Here is a 22,339-nt window from a genome sequence, read left to right on the forward strand (position 1 = left end):
GCCGGCAGACAGACCGGCAGCGCCAACAGCGCCAGCGCAAGGTCGAAGGGCCGTTTCAGATAGCGGGCGTAAAGGCGCTGGCGGCGCCGGCCGGCCTCGGTTGTGAAGACAATATCAGACCCTGCAGTGCCGGCGCAGGCCGACCCGGTAGAGAGCTCCATGACTGGCCCCCGAATTCGCGTGACAGGACAGGTCCCCACATTCCGGCAAGCGGCTGCTTTGGCACGGCGCGGCGACGGTCGCGGTAAATCAAACAATAATTGTTTAAGAAGGCATTAATCGCCGAAAGGACCGGCGTTCCTGCCCTGGGCCCCCCGCATCGGGTGATCATTGCGCCGCGGCGGGAAACAGCGCGTGACAGGACCTAACACAGCGATTATCCGGGAAAAATGAGATTTCTGAGTCAGCTCATCGGCTATCGCCGCCCGGTTTTCAACGCCCCGCTGCAGCCCGAAGATCCCTTTGTCGTGGTTGGCGACATCCATGGCTGCGACGGCTTGCTGGCGCAGCTGCTGGAGCGGGTTGCCATGGTGCCGCAATGTCCCGATCAGCTGGTCTTCGTGGGCGATTACATCGACCGGGGCGAGCACAGCGCCGAGGTGCTGTTCCGGTTGCAGGCGCTGTCGCAAAGCACCGGGGCGATTTGCCTGATGGGCAATCACGAGCAGATGATGCTGGATTTCCTGGAAAACCCCGCGAAGAACGGCCCGCGCTGGCTGCGCTATGGCGGCTTGCAGACCCTGGCCAGTTTCGGGCTGGGCCATATCGCCGAGGCCGCCCCGGACGAAACCTGGCAGGCGGCGCGGGACGATCTGCGCCGGGCGATGGGCCCGGAGCTGGAATTCTGGATCCGCAGCCTGCCGGTGTATTGGCGCAGCGGCAACATGGCGGTGGTGCATGCCGGTGCCGACCCGCAGGTGCGGCTGTCGGAGCAGGAACGGCGCAGCCTGTTATGGGGGCATCCCGATTTCCCGAGAACTCCGCGCCGCGACGGGCTGTGGGTGATCCACGGCCATACGATTGTCGACCGGATCGCCGCCGAACAGGGCCGCATCGGCATCGATACCGGCGCCTATGCCACCGGACGGCTGAGCGCTGCCTTCGTCTCTGCGGCGGATGTGGAGATCCTGTCGACCTAGGCACGGCAAAACCGCGGCCCAAAAAAACCGGGGCCGATCCGCATCGGCCCCGGTCTGATTAGCGGCGTCGGGACGCGATCAGGTGAACAGCGTATCGCTCATGATCGTGTCAACCGCGGTGGTGGCCAGATCGACCGCGATATCGTTATAGCCGTCGACCGAGAAATGCAGATCGTCATACAGCGCGTAGGTGGTGGTCAGCGCGCCGATATACACATTGTCCAGATCGGTGGCCAGCTGCGCCTGGGCATCGCGCAGACCCGGCATCGAGTCATAGATGGTGATATCGCCGAGTTCCTGGATGAAGATCGGCACATCGGCACCGAAAACGCTCCAGAAATGGTTGAACACCGCGGTGGTTGCCGTGACCAGCCGGTCGATCGTTGCGGTCTCGTCGGCGCCACCGACATCGATGGCGAAAGCGTCGGTTTCACCCTGCGACCAGATGATGCCATCCAGGTCTTCGCCGGTCTCCATCGCCGCCTGGATATCGGCGACCGCGTCCAGCAGCACCTGACCGGGCTGGTCGTTGCCCAGATCCCACCAGAACAGATCGTCGCGCGCCACCTCGTTCGAGCCGGAACCACCAACGGCGACGTTGATCGCGGTGGTCATACCGCCGGTCAGGCCCTCGACCTCGGCTTCGAAGGCGACAAAACCCATCGGTCCTTCGGAGAAATCGCCGCCGTCGCGCAGGAAATGCCGCTCGGCATTGGATTGCCCGGCAAAGGCGAAATTGTCGAAATCGGCGGCATCCAGACCGCTATAGACCGGGGTGCGCTCGGCGATGGCGATCTTGTCGAACCGGGCGTTTTCCCCGGTTGAACGTATGCCGTTCAGGACGATGCTGTCGCCGGTCTGCAATTCGACGCCAATGCGATGCGTTTCCATCGTGATCGCGGCTTCGCCGCCGGTACCGATCCAGCTGGCAACGGTTTCACCATTGATCAGCACCGAGAAGGATGCGGCGCCGTCATGTTCGTTCATCCAGGTCGCATCGAGCCAGTAGAGCCCGGAGGGCCCGGTGAAGGTGCCGGTGGCATTGCCCGATGTGGTGGTCCCGATCACGAACCCACTGGGCACATCCGCATGCGGGGTGCTTTCGACAATGTAGCCGCCGGACAGTTCCAAGGCTTCCGCCTCGGTCTCGCCCAGGCCGATCGGGGCGTTCAACTCGCCCACCGTGATCGTCGCCGTGGCGGTGGCGGTACCGCCATTGCCGTCGACCACCTCATAGGTGAAGGTATCGTCGCCCAGGAATTCGGAATCGGCCGTGTAGGTGAAGCTGCCATCGGCATTCAGGGTCAGCGTGCCATGCTGCACATCGGTCAGAACCTGCGATACGGTGATCGTGTCGCCATCCAGATCCTCGTCATTCTCCAGCACGCCGTCGGCGGCGACGTTTTTCGGGATACCCTGCGTCGCGGTATAGAAATCGGCCCGCGCATAGGGGTTGCTGTTGTCGGCCTGGCCGGTAACGATAATCGTGTCGACACGGGCGTTTTCGCCGCTCTCCTGCACCCCCCGGATGGTGATCACGTCGCCATAGCTGAGATCGACGCCAACGCGCTGAATCTCGCGATCAACCGAAGGCGCTCCGCCGGTGCCGGTCCAGCTCGATTGCTCCACCCCGTTGACAAACAGGGTGTATTGCGAGGCGCCGTCGCTTTCGTTCAGCCAGGCGACGTCGATCCAGTAGGACCCGGCGCTGCCGATAAAGCTGCCGGTGGCCTGGCCGGTGCCGATCGACTTGATCGCGGCATTGCTGGGCACATCGGCATGGGCGATAACCTCGGTGGCATAGCCGCCGGACAGGTCGAGCGTCTCCGCCTCGGTCACACCGACATCGATCAGCGCGCCTTCGGGCAGGGTCTGTTCCTGCACGGCGAGCGTGACCACCGCCTCGGTGGTGCCGCCATTGCCATCGGAGATCTCGTAGGTAAAGCTGTCATCGCCCACGTAATCCGCATCGGGCGTATAGCTGAACGAGCCATCCGCGTTCAGGGTCAGCGTGCCGTGGGCCACATCGGTGATGACCTGCGACACGGTGATGCCGTCGCCATCCAGATCCTCGTCATTGGCCAGCACACCGGGCAGGGTGATCGACAGGACGGTATTTTCGACCATCGAATAGCTGTCGGCGCGGGCCACCGGAGCGGTATTCTCCGACTGGCTGGTCAGGGTGATCAGGTCGACGCGGGCGTTTTCGCCGTTCTGCTGGACGCCCTGGATGGTGATCACGTCACCATAGTTCAGGGTGACCGGAATCCGCTGGATTTCGCGATCAACCGATGGCGCGCCGCCGGTGCCGGTCCAGGTGGCCTGCTGCACACCGTTGACCAGCACCGTGAAGCTCGAGGCGCCGTCATGTTCGTTCATCCAGGCAACGTCCAGCCAATAGGCGCCGGACGCGCCGACAAAGCTTCCGGTGGCCGAACCGCTGCCCACCGCCATGATGCCCTGGCCGCTGGGCACATCCGCATGCGTCAGCGTTTCCACCGCATAGCCGCCGGACAGGTCCAGGGTTTCCGCCTCGGTCACGCCCACATCGATCAGCGCGCCGTCGGGCGGGGTCTGTTCCTGCACGGTGATCGTGGCCACCGCCTGGGCGGTGCCGCCATTGCCGTCGGACACTTCGTAGGTAAAGCTGTCTTCGCCCAGGAATTCGGCATCGGGCGTATAGGTAAAGGTACCATCGGGATTCACCGACAGCGTGCCGTTCGACACATCCGAAACCACCTGCGATACGCTGATGCTGTCGCCGTCGAGATCCTCGTCATTGGCCAGCAGCGTCGGAACCGTCAGGTTCAGAGTCGTGTTCTCATAGGCGGTATAGCTGTCGGCGCGGGCGATCGGCGCGGTATTCTGCGACTGATCGGTGATCAGGATCGAGTCGATGCGGGCGTTTTCGCCGTTGCCCTGCACGCCGCGCAGGGTGATCACGTCATTGGTGCCCAGCGTCACCGCGATGCGCTGCACCTCGCGGTCGACCGAGGGGTCGCCGCCGGTTCCGGTCCAGGAACTGACCTCGACATCGTTGATCAGCACGGTGAAGGTCGACGCGCCGTCATGTTCGTTCAGCCACGCCACGTCCAGCCAATAGGTGCCCGAGGCCGAAACAAAGACCCCCTCGGCCTCGCCGGTGCCGATCGCCCGGATGCCGGCGCCGCTGGGCACATCGCGATGGGTGATCGCCTCGTACCCATAGCCGCCGGACAGAAGCAGGTCTTCGGCCTCAGTCAGCCCCAGGCTGATCTCGCCAAAGGCGGTCGGATCCACCGTTATGCTGACGGTCCCGGTATCGGTGCCACCCCTGCCGTCGGACACCTCGTAGGTAAAGCTGTCCGACCCCGAGAAATCCACGTCGGGTGTATAGCTGTAGCTGCCATCACTATTGACCACGACGCTGCCGTTCGACGGATCGGTCGCCTTGGCGAAGGTCAGCGGGTCGCCATCGCTGTCCGACGCGGTGACGGTGCCGTTGATCACCGTATCTTCAGCACCCGAGCTGGAGCCGTCCTCCGCCACTGGCGCCACATTCGGCTCGGTGATGGTGACCAGGTCGATCCGCGCCGGCTCGCCGCCGTCCCGGACGCCCTGCAAGGTGATGGTATCGCCATAGGCCAGCGTCACCGGGATCCGCTGTACCACTGCCTCGCCCGAGGTCTCGCCGCCCGCGCCGGTCCAGAACGCCACCTGCGTGCCGTTGATCAGCACGCTGAACTGCGCCTCGCCGTCATTTTCGTTGAACCACGTCACGTTCAGCGAATAGCTGCCGGCGGCACCGACAAAGGTGCCCGTCGCCGTGCCGGTGCCAGTGGATTTGATCATCGCCCCGCCCGAAACATCCGGGTCGGAACTGGTTTCCACCGCATAGGCGCCACCCAGATCCAGCGATTCCGCCTCGGTCGCGCCAAAATCGATCAGTGCGCCGTCGACGGCGTAGGGATCTTCCACGGTGATGGTCACCGTCGCCTCGGCCGTGCCGCCATTGCCGTCGGACACCTCATAGGTGAAGCTGTCCTCGCCGCTGAACCCGCCATTCGGGGTATAGGTGAACGAGCCGTCGGCGTTCCAGGCCAGGGTGCCGTTGGCCACATCGGTCACGATCTGCGACACGTTCAGCGTGTCGCCGTCCAGATCGCTGTCATTGTCCAGGATGCCCGGCGCCGTGATGGTCAACGGCGTGCCCATATCGGTGACATAGTCATCGTCATCGGCATTCGGATCGGTGTTGCCGCTGGTGGCCGAGATGGTGAAGAAATCGATCCGCGCCGGTTCACCCAGATTCTTGACCCCGCGCAGGGTGATCTCGTCGCCGTAATCCAGGTTGACCCCGATGCGTTCGATCGTCGCCTCGCCCGAGCTGGTGCCGCCGGTGCCGATCCAGGACTGCACCTCGACCCCGTTCACCAGGACGGTGAACTGCGCGGCGCCGTCATTCTCGTTGAACCAGGTGACGTCCAGCCAATAGGTGCCGGCAGCACCGACAAAGGTGCCCGTCGCCGTACCGGTGCCGGTGGATTTGATCATCGCACCGCCCGAGATCTCGGGCTTGGTGCTGGTCTCCACCGCATAGGCGCCGCCCAGGTCCAGCGATTCCGCCTCGGTGACACCCACATCGATCAGCGCGCCGTCGATGGCGCCGGGTTCTTCCACGGTGATCGTCACCGTTGCCTCGGCGGTGCCGCCATTGCCGTCGGACACCTCATAGGTAAAGCTGTCCTCGCCGCTGAACCCGCCATTCGGGGTATAGGTGAACGAGCCGTCGGCGTTCCAGGCTAGGGTGCCGTTGGCCACATCGGTAACGATCTGCGACACGTTCAGCGTGTCGCCGTCCAGATCGCTGTCATTGTCCAAGATGCCCGGCGCCGCGACGATCAGCGGCGTACCGACACCGGTGGTGAAATCATCGTCATCGGCATTCGGGTCGGTGTTGCCGCTGGTGGCCGAGATGGTGAAGAAATCGATCCGCGCCGGTTCGCCCAGATTCTTGACCCCGCGCAGGGTGATCTCGTCACCGTAATCCAGGTTGACCCCGATGCGTTCGATCGTCGCCTCGCCCGAGCTGGTGCCGCCGGTGCCGGTCCAGGACTGCACCTCGACCCCGTTCACCAGCACGGTGAACTGCGCGGCGCCGTCATTCTCGTTGAACCAGGTGACGTCCAGCCAATAGGTGCCGGCGGCGCCCACGAAAGTGCCCGTCGCCGTGCCGGTGCCGGTGGATTTGATCATCGCACCGCCCGAGATCTCGGGCTTGGTGCTGGTCTCCACCGCATAGGCGCCGCCCAGATCCAGCGATTCCGCCTCGGTGACACCCACGTCGATCAGCGCGCCTTCGATGGCATTCGGATCTTCCACGGTGATCGTCACCGTTGCCTCGGCCGTGCCGCCATTGCCGTCGGACACCTCATAGGTGAAGCTGTCCTCGCCACTGAACCCGCCATTCGGGGTATAGGTGAACGAGCCGTCGGCGTTCCAGGCCAGGGTGCCGTGCGACACGTCGGTCACGATCTGCGACACGTTCAGCGTGTCGCCGTCCAGATCGCTGTCATTGTCCAGGATGCCCGGCGCCGCGATGGTCAGCGGCGTGCCCATATCGGTGGCAAACTCGTCGTCATCCGCCGAGGGATCGGTATTGCCGCTTTGATCCGACACGGTGATGAAGTCGATCCGCGCCGGTTCGCCCAGGTTCTTGATCCCGCGCAGGGTGATCGTATCGCCGGTCTCCAGGGTGACGGCGATGCGTTCCACCTCGACCTCGCCCGAGGTATCGCCCCCCGCACCGGCCCAGGCGCCCACCTCGACCCCATTCACCAGCGCGGCAAATTGCGCCACGCCATCATTTTCGTTGATCCAGCTGACATCCAGCCAATAGGTGCCCGCCGGCCCGGTAAAGGTGCCGGCCGCGGTGCCCGTCCCGGTGGATTTGATCATCGCGCCACCGGAAATCGCCGGATTGGCGCTGGATTCAACCGCATAGTCACCAGCCAGGGTCAGTGTTTCCGCCTCGGTCACCCCGAGGCCGATCTCACCCGCAGAATTCACTTCGTTCTCTAAATCAGCCATCATAAACCCCCGTTTGCGCAGCTATCGCAGCACTGCTGCTTCTGCCGGACTGACCACATTACCCAGACACGCGTTCAATAAGCGCGCGCCGTTGAACCGAGCGTTCAGGCAGCCACTCGATGTATTAGAAAGAGATAGTATCTGGCTGAAACCCGAAACTAAGCCAGCACATGGGCCGATCGAGGATTCGCACGTAGACAACACACGATTTCTGAGAATGTGCTTAAAAAAAAGCCACTCGCACATAGACGCCCCACTATTCCCACGACGCGAAATTCACAAATCTGACCGATTCGTTCAACTACCTATTGCCGAACGCGCACATGAAAAACGTATGTAACGAAAAGGCTAGCCCATAATTTATTCATTTTCCAGCAAAGCAGGGTCGGACAATGTGCGGAATGCTGCCGATCCGGGGAGACATCAGCTTGCCCGGCAAGGACAGTCGCGCTTGGCACATTGGGGGCGCAAATGGCCTACATGGTTCGAACCAGAAGCGGAAAATCGCGCAACAGATTGATAATTATATATTTTTATTACGGATCGGAGTACGGCTTGGCGCCCATGTGACAAGTTTCCCAAGGGGGTCATGGGTAAGCAAACGAAATTCGAAATTGGTTGATACGCTCACCCTAAAGCAGGGCATGAACAATTTGCAGCCTCATGGATAATTAATGGCAAATTCGAAACAATCTCAGGTTAAGCTTGGGAGCGCATAAAAAGGCTCACAATTTTCACTTGCATTTAAAAAAATGGAATCAACCATAAATTACGAATGTAAATCCCAAGTAAAATTCCGAATATCCAAGCATAGAATCACGATCGAGCGAATTGCGCAAACAGGTTTGGCCACAGCCCTGCTCTGACCGTGTCAGCCTTCGTCCGAGAAATCGGCCGCCGTGAAGGTCACGGTCAGCGTATAGGCCTCGTCGCTACTCTCGACCTCGATCGTCGCGCCCAGCTGGATGGCGAAGGCATTGATCAGCCGGGCCCCCATGCCGGTGCTGCCTGCGGTTTCGTTGACACGCGCCGAGTTTTCGAAACGAAAGACACAGGTCTTGTCCTCGCAGGCCTTGAAAGTCACCCTGATCCAGGGGTCGGTGCCCTCCCTGGCATCGACATATTTCATCGCGTTGGTCGCGGCCTCGGCCGCCAGCAATGACATTGGCACCGCCTGGTCGGGATAAAGATGAACATCGTCGATATCGGTTTCGACCCGAACCGCCGTGGCCGTCTCGGCGCCGATTTCGACGCTTTTCTGCACGATCTCCTTCAGCAGATTGCCGACATTCACCCGACCCGCCGAATTGGCCTGGTACAGGTCACGATGGATGGTGGCCAGGCTCAGCACCCGGTCCTGCACTCGGCGCAACACGCTGCGGGTTTCGTCACTTTGGGCATCCCGGATCTGCATGTTCAGGATGGACGAGATCAGCTGCAAATTGTTCTTCACCCGGTGATGGATCTCACGGATCAGCACGTTTTTTTCATGCACCGCGTCTTCCAGCGTCGCCTCGTCCCGGATGATCGAATAGGCCATATTGTTGAAACTGGTCTGAATTTCATGCAGCTCGGCAGGCATATCGCGGGAGCCCGAGGCCTTTTCCGATACCTTGCGGTCCCGGGCAAAGCGCACCATCTGGCGGCGCAGCGACCGGACATGGCGCGACACCAGGCGATGGATCGCAAACAGCACCACCGCCAGGCTGGTCAACCACATCAGCGCGGGAAACAGGATGGGCGGAAGACGGTCGCCCGACTGCTCTTCCACCCCGGTCTGGGCGTCCCAGATCCCCAGGATGTACAGCTGGTCCGCTTCCACAGGGACCACGGTATAGATCCGGTCATTGCCCTTGCGGTCCAATGTCGAAAAGGCGCGCGCGCGGTGTTCCGTCAGGTTTGCCGGCGTCAGCCCTTGAGGCAGCAACGCGGTGAGCTGGTCCCGCTCACCCAGCGATGACAGAATTTCGCCGGTATCATTGAAAGTCAGAACTTCGACCAGTGCATTGGACTTGAAGGCGTCATTTTTGCTTCGATCCGACATCGGCACCGGCGGTGAATGCGGTATCGATACAGACACCCGGCCAACCACCTTGTCCGCGTCAAAGAGCGGGATCGATACGTTGATGACCGGGCCGCCACTGATCGGTGCATCGGGCACCACGCGGACCAGACGCTCTTTCGAGCCGACAAGCTGCTGAAACCTGGGGCGCGATGTGAGCTGCTCGGTTGCACCCGCTGTCGAACAGGTCATGACGCCAGATGATGGAATGATCCCGAGAAAGCTGAACCGATCGGATTGCTCCATGATCGACATCAGACGCGCCGAGCATGTGTCGGGGTCCTCCTGAAAGGTGCCAACCAAGGCCGCGACGCTGTCGGCCACGCCAAAGGCGCGCTGGATGTTCAGCCTTTCGCGATAGGCCACCTGCTCGATCTCGGCCAGCAAGGCCAGTTCGGTGTTTCGCCGAACCTTTTCCGACACTGCGCGGGTCTGCATCACGGCGATCAGACCAATGGGCAACAGTGCCAGCGACATCATAAAGACAAGCCGGAAACGCAGGCCATTCCACCAGCGTGTCGGGTCCGACTTGGCTTCGATCACTTGCTGACCGGACCCGATCCGGACACAACTGCCATGGTTGCCTGATCAGTCAATTCCATCGGTTCGTTTTCCCCAAGCTGCAACAGTTCTGCCAGCCTGGCACGGCCCCGGTTGGCGCGGCTTTTGATCGTGCCGACCGCCACGCCGCACATGCCCGCCGCCTCTTCGTAGGAAAACCCCGACGCGCCGACAAGGATCAGCGCCTCGCGCTGTTCGTCAGGCAGAGTTTCGAAGGCCTTGCGAAAATCGGCAAGCTGCATACGGCCGTCATGGTCGGGCTTGACCGACAGGCTGCCGGTAAAGGCACCGTCCACATCCGCGACCTCGCGGTTCAGCTTGCGACGGCTGGAATAATAGGTGTTGCGTAAAATCGTGAACAGCCAGGCGCGCAGGTTGGTGTCGCGCTTGAACTTGTCCATGTTGGTCCATGCCTTGACCACGGTATCCTGTACCATGTCATCGGCCGCCGCCGAGTTGCGGGTAAGGCTGAGGGCGAACGCCCTCAGAGCTGGCAGATGGTCCACCAACTCATCTCTCGGATCTTTACCGGTCATTGCGGCTCCTTGCCCTCCGCGTCCTGCGCCTTAAGCACAGCCAGCAGATCCTTGAATCGGTCGGGCAGATCGTTTTCTACAAGATCCGAGTAAACCAGCTTGAGATTCCGATCTATAATTGCGTCAATACGCGCCGCATCCTCCTTGGTCTTTCCGCTGGTCATCCTGTCACTCTGCTCTGCTACCGGTGTTGCGATTCATAAAAAATACTGTGCCTTCGGAACCGAACGCGCAAGTCCCGCGTTGGGTTCCAGCATTTGCGAAAAAAAGGCGAAAAGAATGTCAGAAACCCAAAGTGCCGCCGACCTTTCCGATCGTATCGCAGCCGAGCTGCCATATCTTCGCCGGTATGCCCGTGCCCTGACAGGGTCACAGAAAAGCGGGGACCAGTATGCTCTGGCCACGCTTGAATCCATCCTTCAGGATCGTTCGGTCTTTCAAGCCGACCTATCGGCAAAGGTCGGTCTTTTTAAGTGTTTTCATGCCATCTGGGCCAGTTCCGGGGCCCCCGCACCCGAAGAGGACAGCTCGACTCTGGCCCGCGCACAGGCGCATCTGGCCCGGCTGGAACCCAACACCCGCGAAGCACTGCTGTTGTCCACGATCGAAGATTTCTCGATCGCAGATATCGCAACGATCATGGATATCAGCCGTGACGAGGTGCGGTACCTGATCAACACCGCGCGCACCGACATGCAGGATTCGATCTCGGGACAAATCCTGATTATCGAGGACGAACCGATCATCGCCAGCGACCTCAGTTCGATCGTGACCGAGCTGGGCCATTCGGTCACCGGCATCGGACGCACCCGCGACAGCGCCGTGGCGCTGGGCAAATCACATCGCCCCGACCTGATCCTGGCTGATATCCAGCTGGCCGATAACTCCTCGGGGATCGATGCGGTGAACGACTTGCTGAAGGACATCGGCAATGTGCCCGTGATTTTCATCACCGCGTTCCCGGAACGGCTGCTGACCGGCGAACGCCCCGAACCGGCGTTCCTGATTTCCAAACCCTATCGCGAAGATCAGGTGAAATCCGCCGTCAGCCAGGCGATGTTCTTCGCCTCGACCGAAACGCTCAAGGTCTGAGCGGCGCGGCCACCCTCGTGCATTGAAAAGGCCCGGCCAGTCTGCTCTGGCCGGGCCTTTGAGTTTTGGCAAGAACAAGCCATCCTCACCACGTCATCCCCGCACGAAATTCGCGATCAGCGCAACTGCGAACAGCACGACGAAGATGAAGAAGAGGATTTGCGCGATCCCGGCCGTGGCGCTGGCGATACCGCCGAAGCCAAATACAGCCGCCACGATGGCGACAATGAAAAATACCAGTGCCCAATACAACATAACAGTTTTCCCTATTCTGGTCCTCTAACAAGCCCGGGCTGCGCCACGGGCGGCGTGTTGCAGAAACGCAGAAATCGCCGGGAAGGTTCCCGCAAATTCCTCCAACTCATTTAGGGAACTCAGCCGCAACCCGTGCGTTTGTTCAGGAGATTCGAAACCAAAAACGGAGGATCAGAAATGGCCCGTACGTCGACCAATGGTGCAGCCGAAGAAGCCAACCTTGCCGCGCTGAGCGAGCAGATGGGAACGCTGCGCGAAGACCTGGCAGAACTTGCCAACACGGTGCGTGGAATTGGAAAAGCGAAAAGCGCGGAATTTTCCGCGCGGGCGCGCAATTCGGGGGCTGAAACCGCCGAATATATGGCCGCCCAAGCCAAGGTCGCGCAAGACAGGGCAAATGATTTTGTCGCAACCCGGCCCGGTGCGGCGCTGGGGATCGCCGCTGGCGCCGGCTTTCTGATCGGCTATCTGACCAGCCGCCGCTGACATGCTGGAACGCGTGAAATCATCCGCGGCGCAGGCAATGCGCAAGGCAGCTCTGCTTTCGGCAGGGCTGTTTTGCTGTGTGGCTGGGATGGCCTTCCTGACGCTGTCGGCCTGGATTCTGCTGTCCGAAGCCTACGGTGCGCTGACCGCCGCCTCGGTCATCGGCAGCTTTTACGCCGGGGTCGGACTGATCCTGATCGCGGTGGCGCTGTCGGGCAACCGCGCGGGCAGCGACCGCGCCGTGGCGTCGAAACCCGCCGACCCACCCTTGATGCAGGCCTTTCTGGCCGGGTTGGAAACCGGTTCTAGCACCGCGCGGCGTCGAGCGTGACCAGCGCCCGTGTCAGCGTGTCCGAGGTATAGGGCCGCTGCACCATTACGCAATTGTCCGGCAAATTTGGCAGCTCTTCGGCCGTATCGACCAACAGGACGACATGGTCGGACAGGGTTAACAGCAGGCCCCCATTGCGGGCGTGTTCGATCTCGGTTTCAGGCGCATTCACAACCGCAACCAGCGGTTTGACCCTCGCCTGAACCTCTGCGCCGGCCTCGGCCAGAGATGAGAACACGCTGACAATGGCCTGCGGCAGCCAGTTCGACAGGATCTGGGACAGATCCATCGCGACCACGGGGTCCTGTTCTACAATAATCAAGTTTGGCGTCATGCTCGGGTTCCGGTTTGTCGCCTCCAGCTAGCAGTACAGTTTCCGCCCCGCATTAAACTGGGACATACTGACAGGGAAATTCAGCAGGTGAAATGCCGCAACTGCGCCCTAAGGAAATGTGACGCCTTTGTCGAGATGACAGAGGAAGAAATCCGTTTCATGGAAAGGTTTAAGGTCGGCGAACTGACCGTTGAACCGGGTACTCCGATCCTGATGGAGGGCAGCAACAGCCCCCAGCTTTTCACCGCTCTGCGCGGCATGGGCCTGCGTTACAAATCCACCGAGAACGGCCGCAGGCAAGTGATCAACTTCATCCTCCCGGGTGATTTCGTCGGCCTGCAGGCCGGGATCATGGGCGAGATGGGGCATTCGGTGATGGCCTCCACCCGGATGACTCTTTGCGTGTTCGAACGCGGCGCCATCTGGACCCTGTTCAAATCGGCACCGGAAAAAGCCTTTGATCTGACCTGGATCGCCGCGGTGGAAGAACATTTCCTGGGCGAGACCCTGGTTTCCATCGGCCAACGCACGGCGATCGAGGCGGTGGCCTGGGCCTTGCTGAAGCTGTTCCTGCGCGGCAAAGCGCTGGGGCTGGCCGAGGGCAATGCCATGCCGCTGCCCTATCGGCAGCACGATCTGGCCGATGCGCTGGGCCTGTCGCTGGTACACACCAACAAAACCTTGGCCCGCCTGCGCCAGCGGCAACTGGCCGATTGGTCGGAGGGGCAGCTGCGCGTGCACAACCTGGACGACCTGGCACAGTTGGCGCGGTCCGACTGTTCCCTTCCGCAAAAACGGCCCATTCTTTAATCCCTTATCAATCACATAAAAAAGGCCCGCGCTGATGCGCGGGCCCTCCGTATGGATGGTGCAAAGGGATTACCCTTTGTATTCTTCCATCGCCTTCAGCTGTTCCATGGTCATGTTCACATGCACCTGGATTTCCGAGTTGTCGTTGTTGCGCATCACATTCAGCTGGCTCAGCTCAAGCGCAACGGGCTTTTCACCAATGCCAAGGAAGCCGCCGACATCGATCACGGCACCGCGCACGGTGTTGTTCTCGCCGATAATCAGCTCGGCAATCTCGCCGATATGCTCCTTGGTCAGGTCATAGACCGGCGCGCCGGACAGCTCTTCGCTTGCCATCTGGGTGGCATCGACCGCAACCATGCCTTCGACGGCTGCGTCAGTGTCGACATCAATGCTGGGCGCTTCGGCCACTTCCGGCAAGACGTCGCCATCTTCGTTCACCGGCTCATCAGCCGCCGTCATCTCTTCCTCGACAGGCGCCTCGGTGGTCATCTCGGCATCGGCCTCCGCTTGGGTGGTGACATCGGCCTCTTCGGTTGGCATCTCTTCGCCGGCTGCAGGCGCGTCAATCATCGCCTGGCGCGACCAGTCATATTCGGGCGCTTCTTCCAACTCGACCCGGTTGCTGTTCAAAACCAGGAAAAAATCGCTTTCGTCTTCGGCGGTGGCGTCATCGGCAACAAATTCGACCGCATCCATATTCACGGCGATCTGGCGTTCGCCAATGCCAAGGAAACCGCCGATGTCGACCAGCACGGCCTCGACTTCGCCGTCGCGGGTCAACAGCACATCGTTGATTTCACCGATATCTTCCCAGTTGTCCTGGATACCGACAGCCGACAGCGTTTCGCTGGGCTGTTCCGAGGTGTAAACCCGCATGCCGATAAATTCCGAGGCATGGATATCATGCGGCCCGCGCTCGGCAAGGAAGTGGCCGGTTTCTTCGGCAACTGCCGAATTTTCTTGCGTCTGGGCTTGAGCATAGGCGCCGGTCGCTGCGGCAGCGACCAGTGCAGTCGTCATCATAAGACGTTTCATGGTGCATCTCCTTATTGTTCAAGCGCCGGGCATCACACCCGGCTCTCGTGGGAAGAACACCGATCTGGCCAATTGGTTCCGAGGGCAAAACGCCTCAGACCATCGCCGAGGCGCGCCTGACCTGCCTCGCCTTGCGGATGAAGGCTGCGATAAAAATCATCGTCAGGATCAACACGATGGTCGGCGCCGGGGCGCTGTCCAGGAAAAAGCTGGCATAGGCACCGGCCAGCATCGAGAACATGCAAACCACCGCCGCCACCACCAGCATCCGGCCAAAACTGCGCATCAGCAGAAAGGCAATCGCCCCCGGCGCGATCAACAAGCCAACGGCCAGGATCAGCCCGGTGGCCGACAGCGTCGCGACGATGGTCAGCGACAACAGCGTCAGCAGCCCGTAATGCAGCAGCGTCACCGGCAGGCCCGAGGCGCGGGCCTGCGCAGGGTCAAAGGCATGCAGCATCAGGTCCTTCCATTTCAGCAGCAACGCCGCGGACACAAAAACCGAGATCAAACCAGCGGTCCACAGATCCTCGGCCCCGACGCCCAGCATGTTGCCGAACAGGATATGGTCGAGATGCACGTTTGTGCGGATCCAGACATAGAGAACGATGCCCAGCCCGAACATGCCCGAGAACACCACCCCCATCACGGTGTCCTGCTTGACCCGGCTGTGTTCGGACAGATAGCCGGTGGACAACGCCGCGATCATCCCGGCGGCAAAGGCGCCCAGGATCAGGGGAAAGCCCAGGATATAGGCCAGCACGATTCCCGGCAGCACCGCGTGGCTGACCGCGTCGCCCATCAGCGCCCAGCCCTTCAGCACCAGAAAGCAGGACAGCAGCGCAGTGGGCACCGACACGATCACCGCGATCAGAAACGCGTTCTGCATGAAGGCAAACTGGAACGGCAACAGCAGCTGTTCGATCATTGTGCTGTCTCCGAATGCAGCGCCTGGGCCGCCTTGCGCCGTGCCGCCAGCAGCCCGTGTTTGGGCGCGAGATAAAAGGTCACAAGAAAGATCAGCGTTTGCAGGCAGACGATGATGCCGCCGGTCGCCCCATCGAGGAAAAAGCTGAGATAGGCGCCGACAAAGCTGGTCAGCGTGCCGATTGCCACCGAGGTCGCGATCAGCCGCGGAAACCGGTCGCACAGCAGATAGGCGGTGGCGCCCGGCGTCACCACCATGGCGATCACCAGGAACGCGCCCACCGTCTGCATCGCCGCCACCACGCAGGCCGACAGCAGGATGAAAAACACCGCCTTCAAGATATCCGGACGCAGCCCGATCGAGCGGGCGTGGCTTTCATCGAAGAACACCACCATCAGGTCCTTCCATTTCGCCAACAGGATGGCAAAGGAGACAAGGCCGATCAGCGCCAGTTGCAGCGTGTCTTCCGGGCTGATCGCCAGGATATTGCCCATGGTGATGGTCTGTACCGAAACCGATACCGGGTTGACCGACACCATGAACAGGCCCAGCCCGAAGAACGAGGTAAAGATCAGCCCGATCACCACATCGATCTTCAGCCCCGACCGGTTGGACAGGAACAGCATCGCGCCCGCCGCCAGCCCGCCCGAGATAAACGCGCCCAGCGCAAAGGGCAGGCCCAGCATATAGGCGCCGGCCACGCCCGGCACCACCGAATGGGACAGCGCATCGCCGATCAGCGACCAGCCTTTCAGCATCAGGTAGGAGGACAGAAAGGCACAGACTCCACCCACCAGCGCCGAGACCCACATGGCGTTGGTCATATAGCCATAGGTAAACGGTTCCAGCAGCAGGCTCATTCCGGCCGTTCCCGCATGGTCTGGTTGCCATAGCGTACCAGCGGCCGCTCATCATCGGACAGGATTGTCAGGCGGCGCGGGTCTTCGTCATCATGCAACGCCTCGCCCTCCAGCGTGAAGCGGCGCAGCACGCCGCCGAACGCGGCTTCGAGGTTCTTGTGCGTAAAGGTGGTTTCGGTCGGGCCATAGCTCAGCACCGTACCCTTGACCAGAACCACCCGGTCGCAGAATTCCGGCACCGAGCCCAGGTTATGGGTCGATACCAGCATCACCCGGCCCTCGGCGCGCAATTCGCGCAGCAAGCCGACGATCTGTTCCTCGGTCTTCACATCGACCCCGGTAAAGGGTTCGTCCAGCAGGATCACCTGCCCGTCCTGCGCCAGTGACCGTGCCAGGAACACCCGTTTCTTCTGCCCACCCGACAATTCGCCGATCTGGCGGTGGCGGAAATCCTGCATGTTGACCCGTTCCAGCGCCGCCTGCACCGCGGCGTGATCGGCCCGCGACGGACGGCGGAGAAAGCCCATATGCCCATAGCGGCCCATCATCACCACGTCTTCGACCAGCACCGGGAACGACCAATCGACCTCTTCCGCCTGCGGCACATAGGCAACCAGGTTCTGCTTGAGCGCTTGCCGCACCGGCATGTCCAGCAGCCGGATGTCCCCCTTGGCCGTCGGAACAAAGCCCATGATCGCCTTGAACAGTGTGGATTTGCCCGCGCCATTCACCCCCACCAGCGCCGTCACCGTGCCGCGCGGGATTTGAAAGGTCGTGTCGCGCAGCGCGGTGTGGCCGTTGCGGTAGGTCACCGTCACATCCCGCGCCGCGATGCCGCCGGCGGAGGCGTCGCCAGCAGGGGGCTGCGGCGTCAGAACCTGGCTTTCATGTTTCATCTTGCGTCTTTCTCGCAGACAGACCCGCCGCACGGGAAGCGCGGCGGGCATTGTTCGGTTCGGTCCGGATCAATTCATACCAGCTTCCAACCCGTCTGCCACGGTCTGCGACGTCACACGCAGCAGATCCAGATAGGTTGGCACCGGGCCGTCGGGTTCGGACAGGCTGTCGACATATAACACCCCCCCGTAATGTGCGCCGGTTTCGCGGGCGACCTGCTCGGCCGGGGTGGTGTTGACGGTGCTTTCGCAGAACACCACCGGGATGTTGTTACTGCGCACCCCGTCGATCACCGCGCGCACTTGCTGCGGCGTGCCCATTTGATCGGCATTCATCGGCCAGAGATACAGCTCTTTCATCCCGAAATCACGGGCGAGATAGCTGAACGCGCCCTCGCAGGTGACCAGCCAGCGCTGGTTTTCCGGGATCGCCGAAATCTCCTGGCGCAAGGGTTCCAGCGTGGCGCGCAGCGCGTCCTTATAGGCGGCGGCGTTGCGCTGATAGGTTTCGGCATTCTCCGGGTCGTGTTCGGAGAACGCTTTTTCAATGTTGTCGATATAGATCAGCGCATTGCTCAGCCCCATCCAGGCATGCGGGTTCGGTTTCCCCTCATAGGCACCGGCGGCAATCGGGATCGGGTCGATCCCCTCGGTCAGGGTGGCAGAGGGGATATCGCCCAGATTGTTCAGGAACTGCTCGAACCACAATTCCAGGTTCATCCCGTTCCACAGGATCAGATCGGCGTCATGGGCGCGCACCAGATCCTGTGGCGTCGGTTCATAGCCGTGGATCTCGGCCCCCGGCTTGGTGACCGAAACCACATCCGCCGCCTCTCCGGCCACGTTCTGCGCCATATCGGCCAGGACGGTAAAGGTGGTGACCACCTTCATCCGTTCGTCGCTGGCTGCAGCAGCGCCGGCCATCAGCATCGCCGCTGCCGCCCCCCAAAGCCGCATTCCAATCAGTTTCATGTCCACTCCTTTCGCGGGCTCTGAACTTTCCGCATGAAAGTGCAAATCATTCGCAACAAGTCAAGATAAATGCGACTCATTCTCATTTTAGTTTGAAATAAGGCGGGTCGGACTTGCGGGAAATAGCGCAGGACCATCCGCCCGCGAAGGCTGATTTCACATCTAAATCAACGTGTTGGGAGTTCCGAGGCTTACGCCGGGCGCCTCAGGGTGCCGTATTGCGCATAGCCGCGAAAGAGCGGCACCGTCCCGCCTTCCAGCCCCATTTCGCCGGCAACCTGGGACAGCGTGTCGGCCAGCCCGTCGCGCGGGGTGACGTGGAACCGTGCCAGCCAGGCTAGCAGCAAACCACGAAACCAGCTTGGCAGCCCGTGCTGGTCGCCGAAATCGACGATATGCAGCACACCGCCCGGCCGCAGCTGCGCCGCGGCGGTGCGGATCGCGCCTTGCCAGTCGGGGATCATCGACACCCCGTAGGAGATCACCACCCGGTCGAACCCGTCACAGTCAAACAGCGCCCGGCCGTCAAAGGTGCAGGCATCGCCCTGTCTCAGTTCCGCCGCCGCGCCCAGCGTCTTGCGCGCCGACAGCAGCATCTGCTGCGAGATGTCGAGGCCGTACAGCCGCGCGCCGGGATGGCGGCGGGCGATCCGCGCCAGGTTGCGCCCGGTGCCGCAGGCCACTTCCAGGACGCGACCGCCCTGCGGCGGATCCAGCTGATCGATCAGGTGGTCGCGGCCCAGAAGGTAATAACGCCGGGTGAAATCATAGATCAGCCGCTGATAGCGATAGGTGGTGTCCATCAGGTCGGCATGTGCGGCGGAGTCGGTCATCGTCCTAGCCTTCGTGGCGACGCAGGTGAAAGCCGCCATAAATCGCCGACCGGTCGCGGGCAAAGCCGGCTTCCGAGCCCGCCTGGTCATAGCGCCAGCGGTTCAGAAGCGACGTTTCGACCCGTCCGGGCAGAATATCCGGCGCACCGCCGGTGCGATAGATCACCCGCGCGCCAGGCCGCGCGGTGCGGGTGATCTGCTCCCACAGCGCGTTCAACTGCGCATCGGTCATCCAATCCTGCGCGTCCAGCAGCACGTAGCAATCCAGCGACCCCGAGGCGCGACGGGTCAGAACCTCGGTCATCGGCCGGTTCTGCACCGAGATGCAATGGGCGTGATGCGCCACGGTATCGAACTGTGCCGGCTCCAGATAGGGTGGCAGCGCCGTGCCCGCGCCGCCATAGCGGCGGCCAAAGGCCTGCCAGGCAAAGTAATTCTCGGCAATCGGGAAATCGCAGATCAGCTTGCGGGTGCGTTCGCGCAGCACCGGCAGGATGTCACCGCCGCCATCGCGGGCCAGCTTGTCGAACTGTGCCGGTGGAATGCCCAGGCCGAACAGCGCCGCGCGCCGCCGCGCCAGGAACTTGACCGCGCGCGCCTCGAACAGCGGCGCGATCTGGCTGTCGAAGAACTGGCGCTGCGCCGCCAGCGACTGCGCCTTCAGCAGGGGGGTAAAATTCACGCCGCCCAGCCGGGCGATCATGTGGACGACGCCGATAAACCGGCCCAGCGCGCCATAGCGATAGAAACCGCGCGCAAACATCGCGATGCGCCGCCGGCCCAGAACCCGGCCTTCCCAATAGGCGCGGGTCTGCGCATCGAGATGCGGCGCCAGATAGCGGTCATAGGCCTCGACATTGTCCTGCCGGTCGGCCTGCCCGAAGAACTCGAAAAACGCGGCCTGATCCGGCAGGTGCTGCGCCGCTGCCGCCTTCAGCCGCAGCAAGGCGACATGCGCCGGCGACAGGTCCACCGCCGTGACCGATGCCGGCCGCGCGGTGAGATAGGACATCGCGTTGCAGCCGCCCGAGGCGATGCAGAACAGGTCCTCGTCCGGCGCGAGGTTCAGCGCCGCCATATCGACCACCGGGTCTTCCCAGATCTGCGGATAGACCAGGCCGTGGAACAGGTGCGAAAACAGCCGCTCCAGCACTCCGGTCGAATTCATCACGCCATTCTGGTGAACGGCGGCGCCCAGCTGTTGCGAAATGGTGGTTGCGTCGCTCATCACGCGGCTTCCTTGCTCTTGGCATTTGCCCTGGCGCGACGGCGCACCAGCTGCGGCCGCCGGGCCCGTTCGGCAGCTTCGCGCGCGCGGGCGATTTCGGCCCAGTCGATCAGGCGCAGCCTGCCGTCGCTTTCTTCCACGACGGCGGTGCAGCTTTCGACCCAGTCACCGGTGTTGATGTAATCCAGCCCGCCGATCTTGCGCAGGCTGGCGCTGTGGATATGGCCACAGACGATACCGTCATAACCACCGCGCCGCGCCTCGTCGGCCAGCACGTCCTCGTATTCGCTGATATAGTTGACCGCGTGTTTGACCTGCGCCTTGGCCCAGTTCGACAGCGACCAGTATTGCCCGCCCCACAACCGCTTGGCCCGGTTCACCCAGGTGTTCAGCCACAGTGCGAATCCATAGGCGCGGTCGCCGACATGCGCCAGCCACCTGGCGTTCACCACGATGGCATCGAACTGGTCGCCATGGGTCACCAACAGCCTGCGCCCGTCGGCGGTGACGTGATCGGCGGTTTCCATTACTTCGACCCCGCCGAAATGCGTGCCCAGATAGGACCGCATCATTTCGTCATGATTGCCGGGAATATAGTAAATGCGCGCACCGTCATGGGCGCGAGACAGCAGTTCCTGCACCACGTCATTATGGCCCTGGGGCCAGAACCAGCCCCGCTGCAACCGCCAGGCATCGATGATATCGCCGACCAGATAGATCACGTCCGCTTGATGCTCGGCGAGGAAGTCCAGCAGCATCTGCGCCTGGCATCCTTTGGTGCCAAGGTGGATGTCGGAAATAAATATTGTGCGATACCGCACTGCACTACCCTACATGTTGCAAGTTTGTCGGTGTGATACCCCCGGGACAAAAAAGATTTGTGACATCCGGGAAATTCACCGCCGGGGCGGCCCCCGGCGCAACCGGTTTGAAAGCGCCGCCCGCCTGTGTAGGGTCGCAGCCATGCCGGCCGAATTTTCCTCCAGTTTCCCCCTGCGCGATTCCCGCGTTCACGAAGCCTGCGGGCCCGGAGCGCCGGGTTTTGCCGCCATCTGCGCCACCCGCCGGCCGGGCGAGGTGCTGTGGGTGGTCGAGGACTGGCAGCCCGAATCGCTCAACCCGGTGGCGCTCAGCCTGTTTTTCGATCCCGCACGCCTGTTGCTGGCCCGGTGCAGGGACCAGACCGAAGGCCTGGCCGTCGCCGAAGAGGCGCTGCGCGACGGGGCACTGGCGCTGGTGGTGATCGTGCTCAGCCAGCCGCTGACCCTTACCACCGGGCGGCGGTTGCAACTGGCGGCCAAGGCGGGGGCCACCACCGGGCTCTGTCTGATCCCCGAAGGCATGGGCAGCAACGCGGCCGAGACACGCTGGCATTGCGCCCCGATCTTCGACGCCGAGGTGCCGCCTGACTCGACTCTGCAATGCTGGAAGCTTATTAAGAACAAATCGGGAACATTGGGTGCCTGGCATGTTCGATGGGATACAGCGGCGCGTCGTCTCCATGTGGTTTCCCCGGTTGCCCAGCGACCGGGTTCTCAGGATGTATCCGGGTGACGGGCCCTTTGCGCTGACCCTGAAGGACAGCAATGCCAACCGGCTCTATTGCCTGAATATCGAGGCGGAAAAACAGGGTCTGCACCGGGGCATGTCCTATTCCGATGCCCGTGCCTATTGCCCGACCCTGCAAAGCCGCCCCGCCGATCCGGCGGCCGACCGGCGGCAGCTGCGGGTGCTGCGGCGCTGGGCCACGCGCTATTGTCCCTGGGTGGGGCTTGAGGGTGCCGACGGGCTGGTGTTGGACATCACCGGCGCGGCACATCTGTTCGGCGGCGAGGCGGCGATGCTGGCCGATATGCGCCAGCGCCTGGCCCGCGCCGGGCTGTCGGTGCGGTTGGGGTTGGGCGACACC

At 62.1% G+C, this 22,339-nt stretch carries 21 protein-coding genes; 7 read left to right on the plus strand and 14 right to left on the minus strand.

All coding sequences use genetic code 11. The features are described 5' to 3' along the window. Window positions 1-389 precede the first annotated feature (389 nt). The gene (locus CVM52_RS14455; RefSeq protein WP_100163195.1) at window positions 390-1,139 is read left to right on the plus strand and encodes a metallophosphoesterase family protein; all 750 of its coding nucleotides are present in this window, start codon (window positions 390-392) and stop codon (window positions 1,137-1,139) included. A gap of 78 nt (window positions 1,140-1,217) precedes the next feature. On the opposite strand, the gene CVM52_RS14460 is transcribed toward CVM52_RS14455, so the two are convergent. The 4 genes from CVM52_RS14460 to CVM52_RS26945 form a co-directional block, all read right to left on the minus strand. Continuing rightward, on the minus strand, window positions 1,218-7,208 hold the full coding sequence (locus CVM52_RS14460; protein WP_172721011.1) for a cadherin-like domain-containing protein: 5,991 nt from the start codon (window positions 7,206-7,208) through the stop codon (window positions 1,218-1,220). Between the two features lie 871 nt (window positions 7,209-8,079). Continuing rightward, window positions 8,080-9,813: a sensor histidine kinase gene (locus tag CVM52_RS14465; protein WP_100163197.1), complete on the minus strand. Its 1,734-nt coding sequence runs from the start codon at window positions 9,811-9,813 to the stop codon at window positions 8,080-8,082. Next, window positions 9,810-10,367 (minus strand): RNA polymerase sigma factor, encoded by a 558-nt coding sequence (locus CVM52_RS14470; protein WP_100163198.1) that lies wholly within the window; start codon window positions 10,365-10,367, stop codon window positions 9,810-9,812. The genes CVM52_RS14465 and CVM52_RS14470 overlap by 4 nt, the downstream gene beginning before the upstream one ends. Beyond that, window positions 10,364-10,531, minus strand: a complete 168-nt coding sequence (locus CVM52_RS26945) for a NepR family anti-sigma factor (protein ID WP_172721012.1) — start codon at window positions 10,529-10,531, stop codon at window positions 10,364-10,366. The genes CVM52_RS14470 and CVM52_RS26945 overlap by 4 nt, the downstream gene beginning before the upstream one ends. Window positions 10,532-10,646: 115 nt before the next feature. Here CVM52_RS26945 and CVM52_RS14475 point away from each other — a divergent pair, with 115 nt between their 5' ends. Further along, on the plus strand, window positions 10,647-11,459 hold the full coding sequence (locus CVM52_RS14475) for a response regulator (protein ID WP_100163199.1): 813 nt from the start codon (window positions 10,647-10,649) through the stop codon (window positions 11,457-11,459). 93 nt (window positions 11,460-11,552) lie between these two features. On the opposite strand, the gene CVM52_RS14480 is transcribed toward CVM52_RS14475, so the two are convergent. Beyond that, window positions 11,553-11,714 (minus strand): DUF1328 domain-containing protein, encoded by a 162-nt coding sequence (locus tag CVM52_RS14480; RefSeq protein ID WP_100163200.1) that lies wholly within the window; start codon window positions 11,712-11,714, stop codon window positions 11,553-11,555. 177 nt (window positions 11,715-11,891) lie between these two features. On the opposite strand from CVM52_RS14480, the gene CVM52_RS14485 reads away from it, so the two are divergent. Then, window positions 11,892-12,200 carry a glycine zipper domain-containing protein gene (locus CVM52_RS14485; RefSeq protein ID WP_100163201.1) on the plus strand — a complete coding sequence of 103 codons (309 nt, stop codon included), beginning with the start codon at window positions 11,892-11,894 and terminating at the stop codon, window positions 12,198-12,200. Between the two features lie 37 nt (window positions 12,201-12,237). Continuing rightward, entirely contained in the window at window positions 12,238-12,531 is a 294-nt protein-coding gene (locus tag CVM52_RS14490) for a hypothetical protein (RefSeq protein WP_133119853.1), read from the plus strand. Here the strand turns inward: CVM52_RS14490 and CVM52_RS14495 are convergent. After that, entirely contained in the window at window positions 12,506-12,865 is a 360-nt protein-coding gene (locus tag CVM52_RS14495) for a hypothetical protein (RefSeq protein WP_172721013.1), read from the minus strand. The genes CVM52_RS14490 and CVM52_RS14495 overlap by 26 nt on opposite strands. Before the next feature lie 135 nt (window positions 12,866-13,000). Between CVM52_RS14495 and CVM52_RS14500 the strand changes: the two genes are divergently transcribed. Further along, window positions 13,001-13,675, plus strand: a complete 675-nt coding sequence (locus CVM52_RS14500) for a Crp/Fnr family transcriptional regulator (protein WP_100163204.1) — start codon at window positions 13,001-13,003, stop codon at window positions 13,673-13,675. Between the two features lie 69 nt (window positions 13,676-13,744). Here CVM52_RS14500 and CVM52_RS14505 read toward each other — a convergent pair whose 3' ends face one another. From CVM52_RS14505 to CVM52_RS14540, 8 genes are all read right to left on the minus strand, one after another. Next, entirely contained in the window at window positions 13,745-14,713 is a 969-nt protein-coding gene (locus CVM52_RS14505) for a PRC-barrel domain-containing protein (protein WP_100163205.1), read from the minus strand. A 94-nt stretch (window positions 14,714-14,807) separates the two neighbouring features. Then, entirely contained in the window at window positions 14,808-15,641 is an 834-nt protein-coding gene (locus CVM52_RS14510; protein WP_100163206.1) for a metal ABC transporter permease, read from the minus strand. Next, window positions 15,638-16,501: a metal ABC transporter permease gene (locus CVM52_RS14515; protein WP_100163207.1), complete on the minus strand. Its 864-nt coding sequence runs from the start codon at window positions 16,499-16,501 to the stop codon at window positions 15,638-15,640. Before CVM52_RS14515 ends, CVM52_RS14510 begins: the two co-directional genes overlap by 4 nt. Further along, on the minus strand, window positions 16,498-17,397 hold the full coding sequence (locus CVM52_RS14520; protein WP_100163213.1) for a manganese/iron ABC transporter ATP-binding protein: 900 nt from the start codon (window positions 17,395-17,397) through the stop codon (window positions 16,498-16,500). The genes CVM52_RS14515 and CVM52_RS14520 overlap by 4 nt, the downstream gene beginning before the upstream one ends. 69 nt (window positions 17,398-17,466) lie before the next feature. Beyond that, entirely contained in the window at window positions 17,467-18,369 is a 903-nt protein-coding gene (locus tag CVM52_RS14525) for a metal ABC transporter substrate-binding protein (protein WP_100163208.1), read from the minus strand. Between the two features lie 191 nt (window positions 18,370-18,560). Further along, window positions 18,561-19,202, minus strand: coding sequence for a class I SAM-dependent methyltransferase (locus CVM52_RS14530; RefSeq protein ID WP_100163209.1), 642 nt, complete (start codon window positions 19,200-19,202; stop codon window positions 18,561-18,563). Window positions 19,203-19,206: 4 nt separating this feature from the next. Continuing rightward, window positions 19,207-20,430 (minus strand): BtaA family protein, encoded by a 1,224-nt coding sequence (locus CVM52_RS14535; RefSeq protein WP_100163210.1) that lies wholly within the window; start codon window positions 20,428-20,430, stop codon window positions 19,207-19,209. Beyond that, complete coding sequence (locus tag CVM52_RS14540; protein WP_240620972.1) at window positions 20,430-21,188, minus strand: UDP-2,3-diacylglucosamine diphosphatase; 759 nt, start codon at window positions 21,186-21,188, stop codon at window positions 20,430-20,432. Before CVM52_RS14540 ends, CVM52_RS14535 begins: the two co-directional genes overlap by 1 nt. A gap of 205 nt (window positions 21,189-21,393) precedes the next feature. On the opposite strand from CVM52_RS14540, the gene CVM52_RS14545 reads away from it, so the two are divergent. Both CVM52_RS14545 and CVM52_RS14550 read left to right on the plus strand, forming a co-directional pair. Beyond that, window positions 21,394-21,984 (plus strand): ImuA family protein, encoded by a 591-nt coding sequence (locus tag CVM52_RS14545; RefSeq protein ID WP_100163212.1) that lies wholly within the window; start codon window positions 21,394-21,396, stop codon window positions 21,982-21,984. Then, a partial coding sequence (locus CVM52_RS14550; protein WP_133119854.1) for a Y-family DNA polymerase occupies window positions 21,899-22,339 on the plus strand: 441 nt, incomplete at its 3' end. The genes CVM52_RS14545 and CVM52_RS14550, both read left to right, overlap by 86 nt.

Source organism: Pseudooceanicola lipolyticus, assembly GCF_002786325.1.
GTDB lineage: Bacteria > Pseudomonadota > Alphaproteobacteria > Rhodobacterales > Rhodobacteraceae > Pseudooceanicola_C > Pseudooceanicola_C lipolyticus.